Source organism: Marinomonas sp. BSi20584 (assembly GCF_002792415.1).
Lineage (GTDB): Bacteria > Pseudomonadota > Gammaproteobacteria > Pseudomonadales > Marinomonadaceae > Marinomonas > Marinomonas polaris.
The window spans coordinates 33909-45891 of sequence record NZ_KZ454872.1; the positions used below are offsets into that span (position 1 = coordinate 33909).

The 11983-nt window shown below is 41.8% G+C and carries 13 protein-coding genes; 9 read left to right on the top strand and 4 right to left on the bottom strand.

Annotated features, from left to right (window positions below; translation table 11 throughout):
* The 4 genes from cyoC to TY87_RS05215 all read left to right on the top strand — a co-directional run bounded on the left by cyoC (position 1) and on the right by TY87_RS05215 (position 3789).
* Positions 1–624 carry a cytochrome o ubiquinol oxidase subunit III gene (cyoC, locus tag TY87_RS05200; RefSeq protein WP_024024357.1) on the top strand — a complete coding sequence of 208 codons (624 nt, stop codon included), beginning with the start codon at positions 1–3 and terminating at the stop codon, positions 622–624.
* Positions 624–944, top strand: coding sequence for a cytochrome o ubiquinol oxidase subunit IV (gene cyoD, locus TY87_RS05205; protein WP_024024358.1), 321 nt, complete (start codon positions 624–626; stop codon positions 942–944). The genes cyoC and cyoD overlap by 1 nt, the downstream gene beginning before the upstream one ends.
* Positions 945–1015: 71 nt before the next feature.
* Positions 1016–1906 (top strand): heme o synthase, encoded by an 891-nt coding sequence (gene cyoE, locus TY87_RS05210; protein WP_100186256.1) that lies wholly within the window; start codon positions 1016–1018, stop codon positions 1904–1906.
* A 224-nt stretch (positions 1907–2130) separates the two neighbouring features.
* Complete coding sequence (locus tag TY87_RS05215; RefSeq protein ID WP_100186257.1) at positions 2131–3789, top strand: tannase/feruloyl esterase family alpha/beta hydrolase; 1659 nt, start codon at positions 2131–2133, stop codon at positions 3787–3789.
* A 10-nt stretch (positions 3790–3799) separates the two neighbouring features.
* Here the strand turns inward: TY87_RS05215 and TY87_RS05220 are convergent, their stop codons facing one another.
* Positions 3800–4549 (bottom strand): SDR family oxidoreductase, encoded by a 750-nt coding sequence (locus tag TY87_RS05220; protein WP_100186258.1) that lies wholly within the window; start codon positions 4547–4549, stop codon positions 3800–3802.
* A gap of 235 nt (positions 4550–4784) precedes the next feature.
* Between TY87_RS05220 and TY87_RS05225 the strand changes: the two genes are divergently transcribed.
* Positions 4785–5393, top strand: a complete 609-nt coding sequence (locus tag TY87_RS05225; protein WP_100186259.1) for a gamma-glutamylcyclotransferase family protein — start codon at positions 4785–4787, stop codon at positions 5391–5393.
* Positions 5383–6444, top strand: a complete 1062-nt coding sequence (locus TY87_RS05230) for a class I SAM-dependent methyltransferase (protein WP_072838665.1) — start codon at positions 5383–5385, stop codon at positions 6442–6444. The genes TY87_RS05225 and TY87_RS05230 overlap by 11 nt, the downstream gene beginning before the upstream one ends.
* A 122-nt stretch (positions 6445–6566) precedes the next feature.
* Here the strand turns inward: TY87_RS05230 and TY87_RS05235 are convergent, their stop codons facing one another.
* Both TY87_RS05235 and TY87_RS05240 read right to left on the bottom strand, forming a co-directional pair.
* The gene (locus TY87_RS05235; RefSeq protein WP_100186260.1) at positions 6567–7184 is read right to left on the bottom strand and encodes a LysE family translocator; all 618 of its coding nucleotides are present in this window, start codon (positions 7182–7184) and stop codon (positions 6567–6569) included.
* A gap of 111 nt (positions 7185–7295) precedes the next feature.
* Positions 7296–8429: an acyltransferase family protein gene (locus tag TY87_RS05240; RefSeq protein ID WP_100186261.1), complete on the bottom strand. Its 1134-nt coding sequence runs from the start codon at positions 8427–8429 to the stop codon at positions 7296–7298.
* Positions 8430–8643: 214 nt separating this feature from the next.
* Between TY87_RS05240 and TY87_RS05245 the strand changes: the two genes are divergently transcribed.
* Positions 8644–9102 (top strand): YehS family protein, encoded by a 459-nt coding sequence (locus TY87_RS05245; RefSeq protein WP_072838656.1) that lies wholly within the window; start codon positions 8644–8646, stop codon positions 9100–9102.
* A gap of 230 nt (positions 9103–9332) precedes the next feature.
* Positions 9333–10388 carry a hypothetical protein gene (locus TY87_RS05250; protein ID WP_100186262.1) on the top strand — a complete coding sequence of 352 codons (1056 nt, stop codon included), beginning with the start codon at positions 9333–9335 and terminating at the stop codon, positions 10386–10388.
* A gap of 67 nt (positions 10389–10455) precedes the next feature.
* Here the strand turns inward: TY87_RS05250 and TY87_RS05255 are convergent, their stop codons facing one another.
* Positions 10456–11415, bottom strand: coding sequence for an AraC family transcriptional regulator (locus TY87_RS05255; RefSeq protein WP_072838654.1), 960 nt, complete (start codon positions 11413–11415; stop codon positions 10456–10458).
* 226 nt (positions 11416–11641) lie between these two features.
* On the opposite strand from TY87_RS05255, the gene TY87_RS05260 reads away from it, so the two are divergent.
* Complete coding sequence (locus TY87_RS05260) at positions 11642–11956, top strand: antibiotic biosynthesis monooxygenase (protein WP_072838653.1); 315 nt, start codon at positions 11642–11644, stop codon at positions 11954–11956.
* Positions 11957–11983: the final 27 nt, after the last annotated feature.

The window sequence follows — 11983 nt, forward strand, 5'->3', positions numbered from 1 at the left end:
ATGAGCACTACACATATGAATACGCACGACGCTCACGAAGCTGGTGCACATCACGACGAACACCATGATACAGGTGGAAACACTGTATTTGGGTTCTGGCTGTACCTAATGACAGACTGCTTGTTGTTTGCATCTGTCTTCGCTACCTACGCTGTGCTCTTTATGAACACAGCAGGTGGTGTCTCCGGTAAAGATATTTTTGATCTTGAGTTAATCCTTGCGGGCACGGCTGCGCTACTTGTTTCAAGTATCACATTCGGTTTTGCAATGATTTGTGCTCATAACAAAAACCGTTCTGGTACGTTAATGTGGTTGCTGGCGACCTTTATTTTTGGTGGCGTGTTTATAGCCCTAGAAATATATGAGTTTCAGCATCTGATCCATAACGGCAATGGCCCTCAAGCTAGCGCTTTCTTGTCAGCGTTTTTTAGTCTTGTTGGCTTGCATGGATTGCACGTTACAGCAGGTTTGATTTGGATGGTTATTTTAGCTGTTGAAATCATGATGACAGGGTTGACTGGTCGATCATTGACTCGTCTGGCTTGTCTAAGCTTGTTCTGGCACTTTTTGGATATAATCTGGATCTGTGTTTTCACCGTTGTTTATCTGATGGGGGCGATCTAATGAGCGATCATTCTTCTGAAGCGCATTCACACGGTAGCGTGAAGTCTTACTTGGTTGGTTTTATCTGGTCTGTTATTTTGACTGGTATTCCATTCTGGATGGTAATGACGGAAGCGTTCGATAAGGGTCCAACTTACATAACAATCGTATTGTTAGCCATTGTTCAGATTTTTGTTCATTTGAAGTATTTCCTTCATTTGGACTTCTCTGAACAAGGTAAGTTGGATACTTATTCATTCATATTCTCTGCCGTAATTATTGTGATGGTTGTCGCGTTATCCGTTTGGATTATCTACGCTTCCAACGCAATGATGATGTAAGCAGAGTTATTTGATGATTATGCGGACTTCTTTCATTACAAGTAATGTGTGTCCGACGGGAGCCTGTAAAGATGTTTAAGCGTTATCTTCAGGTGACAAAGCCTGGCATCATTATGGGTAACCTCATCTCTGTTGCGGGGGGCTTCTTTTTAGCCTCCCGTGGCGAGATTGACTGGATTCTTATGCTAGCGACAGTGGTTGGCTTGTCGTTGGTGGTTGCTTCTGGCTGTGCCATTAACAACTATATTGATAGAGATATTGATGCAAAAATGCAGCGCACACGTAATCGTGTGACGGTGAATGGTGAGATGTCAGGTAAAGCGGCGTTTTTCCACGGTATTGTGTTAGGTGTTATTGGTTTTGCTTTGCTGTCATATTTCACTAATTGGGTTGCGGTCGCCTTTGCCGTATTTGGTTACGTGGTTTATGTCGGTTTATACACTATGTATTTCAAGCGCAAGTCCGTATATGGGACTTTTGTTGGTAGTTTATCTGGTGCTGTTCCACCGGTTGTGGGGTATTGCGCCGCAGCAGGTCAGTTCGATGCTGGTGCCGCTATCTTGCTTACAATGTTTTGTATTTGGCAAATGCCACACTCTTATGCAATCGCTATTTTTCGCTATAAAGATTACGAAGCGGCAGGGATTCCTGTCTTGCCTGTGTCACAAGGTATCGCGAAAGCAAAACGCCATATAATTCTACATATTGCTGCCTTTGCAGTCGTCGCAGCACTTTTACCGCTGACTGGCTATGTTGGAATTGGTTTTATGGTTGTTGCTCTGGCTACCAGTCTTTGGTGGCTTGCTATGGCGTTACGAGGCTACCGTCCGGGTATTGATGTGAATGGTTGGGCGCGACAAGTGTTCTTCTTCTCTATCATCACTGTTACGGCACTTAGTGTGACCATGGCATTGGATTTTAATGAAGTTTCACCCAATTTATTGGTGTTTGCTGCCCATTAATCCATGCTTTACAAAACGGGCTTTCTGAGCCCGTTTTTTATTTCCTTTCTGTTTAGCTCGATAACTTTCTATTTATCTCATTATTCGTTATTTTGAATGCTTGCCCGTTGAATCCCATAGCAAAAGAGCATTCCCAACATTGCCTCAGTCATTGTCTTTAAAGCTGCTGCCATCGTTTGGATAATTTTTTGATTTGACACCAAAAATCAAACAGGATGATGTGAATGAAAACGCTTTTAACCTATCTGATGCCGATTTTTGTACTTTTCTTTTTCGGTAGCAGCAGCGCCTACGCTGTCAATTGTAAGGCGTTAGCCCAAAAAGCACCTGAAGGTGTAGTAATTAAAACCACGATGATGGGTCGAGATAAAGAGGTTAGAAGCACCTATTGCTTGGTTTCGGGTGTCATGTCACAACGTATGGGGGTTGATAGTAAGTTTTATTCGATTCAATTTGAGCTACGGTTACCTAACTTTTGGCAAGGGCGTTTTGGATATCAGTTTAATGGCGGAAATGATGGTGAAGTTAAGCCTGCGTTAGGTGCGATAACGGGACTTCTTAGTTCTCAGTATGCGATCAACCAAGGCTTCGCAGTGGTTTCAAGTAATGGCGGTCATGATGCTCAAGCCAATCCAGAAGCTGGTTTAGCAGGTCCTGCGGTATTTGGTCATGATCCTGAAGCGCGCCGTGATTATGGCTATGGTGCGGTACAAAAGTTAAATCCTGTTGCTCGTTCTTTGATTGAAAATTATTACGAGTCACCTATTAAATATTCATATGGTCTTGGCCAGTCAAATGGTGGGCGAATGGCAATGGTCGCCGCGTCGCGCTTCCCAGATATGTTTGATGGTTTATTAGTGGGTTATCCAGGCTTTAATTTACCTAGAGCTGCGTTACAGCATGCTTGGGACATTCAGGCGTTGCATCGAGTAAACGATGATATTAGCCAATCGTTAACGCCACGTGATTTAAAAGTATTTGCAAAACGTATCTTGGATCAATGCGATACTTTAGACGGTATTAGCGATGACATGATATTTGCAGCTGACGCTTGCCAAAAAGTCTTTAATCCCAAAGCGCTCGTTTGTAAAAGTAATTTTGATCGCGACTGTTTGCCGTTAAACAAAGTCGCTGCTCTGATGCGTATGCAAATGGGACCACATGATTCAAAGAATCAAGCTTTATACACCGACTGGGCCTATGATACGGGGATTAGCTCTGATAACTGGCGCATGTGGAAAGTTGAAAGCACTATTTCAGATTGGAGTAATAAGCCTATAAGTGTCGTGATGGGGGCCGCTTCATTAGCGCATATTTTCACCACGCCTTTTTCCAATGTTGCAGGTGATATTTACTCATTAGAAAATTATCTGCTTAAGTTTGATTTTGATAAAGACGCGCCCAAAATCTATGGGACGAATAATCAATTCAAAGAATCCGCGATGACGACCATGACAACACCAGATGCCGCCAAACCTAAATTAACTGAGTTTAAGCAGCATGGTGGGAAGATGATTATTTTCCATGGCAATAGCGACCCTGTTTTTTCTGTGAAAGACACTATGCGTTGGTATGATTTTCTTAATTTCACGCTTGAAGGCAGAGCATCAGAGTTTGTGCGTTTATATCGTGTTCCTGGTATGCCTCACGGACAAGGTGGACCATCAACAGATCAATTCGATATGCTGCAGCCATTGATTTCATGGGTAGAGAAAAAGAAAGTTCCCCAAAGTATTGTCGCTGCTACTCGCGCGAAAAACCCAGAAATTACGGCTCGTATGGTGGATATGCAGCGCCCATTGTGCCCTTATCCATCTTACGCAAAATACAATAAGGGCGATTTTCTTAAGGCTAGCTCTTTTCAATGTGTGGTCGCTAAATAGTCTTGCTGACTTAGCGGCCACCACCGACGTCAATAAAGCCTCCAGTTGAATAGCTGGATTTGTCGCTGAGTAACCAGAGGATCGCTTCTGCGACTTCTTCTGGTTGTCCACCACGTTGTAGCGGCAAGTTAGGCCCAATACGATCCACTCGCCCCGCTTCGCCTCCATCAGCGTGCATATCAGTATAAATCAAACCAGGGCGCACCACGTTAACGCGAATGCCGTCACCAGCCACCTCTAAGGCAAAGCCTTTTGAGAAAGAGTCAACAGCGCCTTTGCTTGCTGCATAATCTACATACTCATTTGGCGAACCATAAACAGAAGCTAGAGAAGATACGTTCACGATAGCACCACCTTGGCCGCCACGGCTCAGCGCCATGTCTTGAAAGGCTTCTTGGCAACATTGCATAGTGCCGAAAACATTGGTTTGAAAGATGCGTTGCCAGCGATCGGGCTGGGTATCAACAAAACGAGCTTGTTGATCTAACACACCGGCGCTATTAACCAATGCTTTAATTGGTCCCCAATTACGTCTAATCGTTGAGAACATTTCTGTGACTTGTTTAACATCGCTTACGTCTGCTTGTAGGCAATGAGCCAAGCCACCTGAAGCGATAATATCGGCAACGATTTTTTCAGCTGATGAGGCATCTTTTCGATAGTTAATAACTACTTGATAGCCTTGCTGAGCGGCAAGCTTCGCTGTTGCCGCGCCAATCCCTCTCCCGCCGCCAGTAATCAAAAGTATTGGTGATTCCACACTACTCTCCTTGTTGTTTTTTATAATTCTTAACAATAACGTGCTAGAACAAGCAAAACCAGTCGAAAAATCATCAAAAATTACGCATGAATAGTGTAATAAATGCCCTGATTTTGCGTTTTATCTATCCTCCTTTATCGATCAATGAAGACATAAGCTAGTACTGTCTAAAGCCACACGTTATCATGCAGGTTATCTGGGAATTTGATTTGGCACGTTTTGTTTGGAGGCCGCTATGAGCGCATTAGATCGACACTTTATTTTGGGCTATGGCAGCCTAATTAATGGTGAAAGCCGTGCGAAAACAGGCGAAACTGGCAAGGTTTGGCCAGTTAAATTACATGGATTTGAGCGTCATTGGTCGGTAATGTCGGTTGAGTATGGCATGAGTTCTGTTGCCGTGATCCATGCACCAGAGAAAACCTGTAATGGTGTATTGGTCGAAGTACCTTATGATCAATTTCCCTTATTTGATGAGCGAGAGAAAGGCTATCAAAGAGCCGTAATCGACGCCAAGCAATTAACAACGTATCAAGACCATCCTTTGCCGGAAGGCACTTATTGGGTTTATCACACGGATGATGTGATTGAACCTCACCATGAGTGTCCCATTGCACTAAGTTACCTAGATGTTATTTTGTCTGGTTGCTTAGAACACGGTGATGATTTTGCGCAAGACTTTCTAACCTTAACCAAAGGCTGGGCATCGCCTTTGCTCAATGACCGAAAAGCACCTCGTTATCCGCGAGTGCAACCAGAACTTCCTACTGAGCGTTTGAATACTTTATTAGCGCCTGTAACCACCTTATCTATTAAAGAGCTATCTGTAACTTATGAATCTTAACTTGACGAGCCAATTGTTGGTGCGCAACGAAGAAGAATTGGTCGGCAAAATTTTATTTGCTAACCCTGAAGACACCTATCCACTTGATTTAAGCAAAAAAACGGATGTGTATGCTTGGTGCCAATCTAAAACCTTTTATGATGCTTTGTTGCGAGTCGGCTTTGCGGATGAAAAACTGTTCTTGTCCGAGCAATGGGCGTTAGAGAATGGCAGTGACTTCGATCACATTGTTATCTATCAGCCTAAAGCCAAAGAGTTATTGGATTATTTGCTTGCGTCAGTTTTACCTCTTTTAAAAGATGGCGGACAAATATGGCTAGTGGGTGACAATAAAAGCGGCGTTAAGTCCTCGATGAAGCGTCTAGAAGCGGGATTAGACGAGGTAGGTAAGCATGATGGTGCCAAACACTGTTTGCTTTACGCAGGCTACAAGCGTCGTCCTGCGAAGCCATTTGTATTTGAAGATTGGATTGTAACTTGGAAGCAAGAGGTTGCAGGTCAAACATTAACACTGTGCAGTTTGCCGGGTGTCTTTGGGCATGGCAAATTAGATAAAGGCACCGACATCTTATTAAACCAGCTAAACCAGCATCGTTTTATGAGTGATGTTGCTAGCGCTCGATTACTCGACTTTGGTTGTGGTGACGGCATTATCGCTCTTTGGCTGCATAACAAAACTGGCGCGCGTATTACCGCTTTAGATGATAGTGTCTTGGCGTTAAAAGCAACGGAATTAACCTTCGCTGCGAATCAAGTCAGCGACGCGGTGACTTTAATTGCTTCCAATGGCTTAGATGAAGTTAAAGGCCGCTTTAACTATGTCGTTACCAACCCACCATTCCACAGTGGCGTGAATACCGACTACAGTATTGCTGAAAGCTTCTTTATGACCGTTAAACAACACCTTACATTGAACGGCGAGCTGTTTGTAGTTGCGAACGACTTCTTGCGTTATCCACCAATTTTAGACGCGGCGCTGGGTTCTCACACGCGTTTGTATCGAGACCGAGGCTTCGCGATATATCACGGTCGCCAACCGAAGAAGAAATAATGTTTTAAACTTTTGCACAACGAAAACGCCCATTTGTGAAAATGGGCGTTTTTTTATTTTCTATAACATGAGTTTTAATGCAATTGATCAGGTGTCATAACGAGCCAATTGTGTGCAACCTCTTAGCGATCAGTAAATGCGAGCTTCATACCCAATAAAGCAAAACTTGCTGCAAAGGTTCGTTGCATATATTTTGCAACTTTAGAAGAGCCAATTAAGTATTGACGCGCTTTGCTTGCGAGTGTTCCATATAGAATAAAAACAATGAGCGTCATTGCCATAAAAATACCGCCAAGTAAAAGCATTTGACTGGTCGCTGAAGTTACATTTGAGTTAATAAATTGTGGTAAAAATGCTAAGAAAAAGATAGTCAGCTTTGGGTTTAAAACATTGATCAGGCAGCCTTTCAGAGCTACTTGAAATAAGTTGATGTTTTGCTCTTCTTTTTTCTCTAATGCTAATCCACCAGTTTCACGCCACATACACCAAGCCAGATAAAGCAAATAGGCAACACCGATAAATTTTACAACTTGAAAAGCCATTGCGCTGGTATTCAGAATAACAGCTAAGCCAAAAATACTGGCTAGCATTGAAGGCACTATTCCCAAAGTACAACCTAGCGCTGCAGAAAATGAAGCACGAGCTCCTTGAAACAGTCCTGTTGAAATCGTGTAAATCACTCCAGTGCCAGGAATGAGCACTAAAATTAATGAGGTAAATAAAAACTCTATGCTAATCATAATCCACGTCCTTCAATGCTTTTCGATAAAACCAGTTCTGTGACTTTAAGAGATTACAATAAAAGTATAACAACAAATATTATTATGTTTCAGGGGAGATGTATTTGATCATTATGCTCCAATCAGTAATCGGCTTTTCGAACCAAATAGACGCTTCAATTTCCCTATTAACCACACCGACCCATAGAACTGAAAGACGAACAAAAATACCGATGAAATAAGACTGTAGAGCACGGTATTGTTGGGTTCTATATAGCCTGCGTTAAGTAAAAAATATTTCGTATTTCCCCATATCATGCCCAATAATGGATGCAAAAAGAAAATTGCGAAGCTAATGGAGGCAAGCATGATTAAGTGTTTTCCAAGCGCTGACCAAACCCAATGCGAGCAAAAGCCAACCAGTAAAATACATAACCCCATTTTTTGAATAAACTGTAAATCGATACCACCCCATTCAAATGCCGTTTTGTGGAATCCCCCTGCATGAAATAAAACACCAGATTGCAGCCAGACTGTTGCGATCACCGTGATAACCGCAGCGACCAAAAAGTAGCTATAGTACTGCTTCATCCAATCTAAATATTGTGAGTACAGCATGCCCAATAAATAGAAGGGAGTGAAATACACCAATGACTGCAATACATTTACGTTATCTGCCGGGCGATGGATAACCACTGCAATAATAGTAAACGCTGCTAAAATAGAAAGCTGGGCAAATAATGGCAGTTTCAAATAGCGGAAATGCAGCCCTGAACATAAAAAAGTCGCCATAATGAAAGGAATGTACCAATGTGGGAACAATACGAATCCCTTTTGTAATACTTCCCAGCATAGGGCGAAGGCTTCTGGAACACTTGCCTGATCGACTAAGATAAAACCGAAGAAGTTTACGACAATAGCGAAAGCAGAAACTGCCAAAAATGGTACCAACACGTTCATCACTTTCTTCGACATAAAGCGGCGATAATCAAAGCGTTGGGCAAAGATGTGATGAAAGAAAAAGCCAGAAATAAATACAAAAACGCCTGTGCCACCACGAACGATGTTCTCTAACCAAACTGGGAAACCGTCATTGGTATTTGTTACAGAATGTCCTAACACAATCAATGCAATGGCCAATCCGCGTAGATAATCAAATTCTATAACCCGAACGACCTTCTTGGCTTTTGTTGGACTTGATTTATCGACTGAAGGTTTTTGGGAGGCCTCGATATCCATCAGTGTGGGTTTTTGCGTAATGTTCACTGGCTTACATCCATGAAAGTAAGAGATACAAGCTATTAAGTCGCCAGTTTTGTTTCTAATCAATATAGTTTGCAGACAGAATCTAGAATTTTACGATAATCATGCATTTTCGACGATATTCTTACGGATTTAGCGACAGATATAGGTAAATGCTTGCCAATCTGCTAGAGTCGCGCCTACTATTATTTATGCCCCCTAACACTAGGAAATCATTTTGAACAACAACGATATTTTACGCCGCCTTCGCTATACCTTTGACCTAAAAGAACTAGAGATAGTTGATATCTTTGCTGCAGCAGATGGCATTGCATCGCAAGAGCAAGTTACTAGCTGGCTAAAGAAAGAAGACGATGCAGGTTATGTCGAAATGATTGATGTAGAGATGGCAACATTTCTAAATGGTTTTATTAACACCAAGCGTGGTAAACGCGAAGGTCCGCAATCTGAACCTGAAAAGCGCCTAACCAATAACGCTATCTTCATGAAGTTGCGTATTGCGTTAAACCTGCAAGCGGAAGAAATCCTCGATATCATGTCGCTAGCAGAATTCAATCTAAGCAAGCATGAACTTAGCTCGTTCTTCCGTAAGCCAGACAATCGCCACTACTGCGAATGCAAAGACCAAATTTTGCGTAATTTCTTGATGGGACTGCAGAAGCAGTTTCGAGTTTAATTTAATATAGATACTTATCTATAACACTCCCGCCATAAAATAAAACTGCTCTCAAATCTGTTAGCAGTTTTTCTTAAAAATTAGCCTCTTTTAATTCTATTGCTCTTTTATTTGTTTTTTTTTGCACTTTATGTACAAAGTTTGCACTATTTGGCTATTTCATTACGCTGCTCTTTGCGATATTGGCTTCCCATAATAAATATAAATGAAAAATACAGGGCGGTATCAATATGCTAATGAAAAATAAAGTCGCGCAAGCTGTTATCGTTGCCAGCCTTTCCTCCCAAGGGTTTGCTCTGGAATTAGGTGATTTTAATGGCACTCAATTTAGCGTAGGCGGTTATCTTAAGGCCGAAGGTGTGTTTAATAACCCTGACGAAAGCAATAGTACTTTTGAAGGAAGCGCAAGCCAGTCTCGTTTGAATTTCACCGCTAGTCGTAAAGAGGGTGATCATAACCTGAAGGGGTTTATTGAAGGGGACTTCAGAGGTGCATCTTCAGTGTTTCGTTTACGCCACGCTACGATTACGGTTGATAACTTAACTATTGGTCAAACATGGACTGGACAATTCTTCGCTAATGCGCCGTTTGATACAGAAATGATTAATTTCTATGGAACTGGAATTGGTACTGTTTCGGGGAATGGCTCGGTTGTGAGACCTGATCTTGTTGTACATTATGCAAAAGACGGTATGCGTCTAACCTTACAAGATCCACTTTACAATGAAGCTCATTATCCTGATATGGTGGCAGCTTATACTCATCGTACATCAGGCGGTCATGCCTTAAACGTTGCAGTTACAGGCCGTGATGTTAGCTTGAATAATGGTGATTCTGAGTTTGGGGCAGCACTGTCATTGGCCGCAAAATTGAATTTTGGCGATACTAGTGTAACGCTGAGTGGTTTTTCTGGTGAAGGTGCTGCAATATATGCAGGCTGGGGTTATAACGGTGCTGCAGGAACTGCTGCTACATCAGAATTAGACGGCAATGGCGATTTAGTGACTGTCAGTGGCTTTTCAGCGGGCATTGGCCATAAGATAAGCGACAAACTTCGAGTTAACCTACGTTACGGCCAAGTAACTTCTGATGAAGTGAACTCATCTCTTGCCGATGACACTCTTAAAACAACAACAGCAAACATGATTTACACTTACCTTCCTGGACTTGAGCTTGGTGTAGAGCTACGTGATCAAAACGCAGCCTCCAATAGTGCTCCGAGCGGCAACATAGCAACTCGTCCAGCAGGTCAGCAAGTAGAAGTCATGGCGATGTATAAGTTTTAACAAAGAGCACTGACAAGAACAGACTGGGCTTTACCCTTTTGCCCAGTTTGTTTTTTTTAACTCTTAATCAATACGAAAAATCACGTAATGTTTGTGAAGGTAACTCCCCAATTTGCTCACGGTATTGAGCCGAAAATCTTCCTAAATTAGTAAAACCATACTTTAGTGCAACTTGTGTCACATTTTTAATACGCTCATTGTTTTTCAATTCAGAATGTATACTTTCTAATTTGAGACGACGAATGTAAGCAGAAGGTGTGAGTCCTGTCTCTCGTTCAAAAAGATTGTAGAGTGACTTACGACTGATTTGGCACAAATGGGCTAATTCATCGATTGCTATGTCAGTTGTAATATTATCCAACACATAATTGCGAATACGTTCGATATGGCGATGTAACGATTTGTTAGGAAGGGTGCTTGGGCCAACATTGCTATCAAACATATTTAAAATCCCACTGTTTAATAGTCTGCAATAATAAATCAATGCTCGTTCATAGAGCTCATCTTTATCTTGCTGCAATATGTCGTTTAGCAGATTAAACAAAGGCCCTGTCAGCGGGAATTGGCTTACTTTTGAATCGAACTGAATTGGATCTAAAGAAGATAAATAACCAAACTCTCGTGCTGTTTGATTTAAAAAATCAGTAGGAATTTTAACAATAAGCTTTCTACAGTCAGCTGAATCATTTGCCTCAAAACGGGTTTTTGGCATTATGAAAATAGAATCCCCCGCCTTAAGAATGCGCTTCCCATTTTGATGCTGCTCGACGCTATGACCCGCTAAAATCACGTGTAGAAAATAAGCGTTTTCTACATTGGAAGAACTAACGTGTGTAGCAAGGCCTACTGCATACTCTAAAATAGAAAGCGGTCCGAATTCTTTAAATCTCAAGGTAGTAAGCCTTTCTTGAGGCATACTTTGAATAAAATGATGCTCACCAAAACCCTTATCCAATAAAATACTAGCAAGAGTTTGTGCTGAAGCGTCTGCAACCTGAAGGTCGCAGGCAGAAAAATCAAACTTCATATTTACACACCAATGCATTAATTATTTTTATAAGTCAGCAATCTAGGTAAAACTTTGAATTCGTTTTACAGCGTCTATGAAGTGTAATACTTGGTGCTTTGAGTTAGTCATCCAATTTTGAGGTTAGCACATCAATTATTGATATAGTAAACAATATTAATATAAACAATGTTATGCGCCCTGATGAATCAGGCAGTAGATAGGTCATAGAAGAGGAGTAGTTAACGTGATCGCAAGAGAGTGGAAAGCCCGTTGCCCAATGGCTAAAAAAGAAGGTTTCATTGCTTACTTATATGAAACAGGTGTGAAAGACACATCTGCTACCGAAGGTTTTAAAGGGGCTCAAATTTTTGGTCGAGAAGTGGACGAGTTAACGTTCGAGGTAACTCTGATTACTTATTGGCCGACTCGTGAGTCTATTATTGCTTTCGCCGGTCAGGATATTGAAGTTGCCAAACTTTACCCAGAAGATGATGAATATGAGCTAGATCCAGATACCTTTGTTCGTCATTACGATGTGATAGAAAATCATTGGGTTTAACTCTGATCATAATGCCCACCAAGAGCG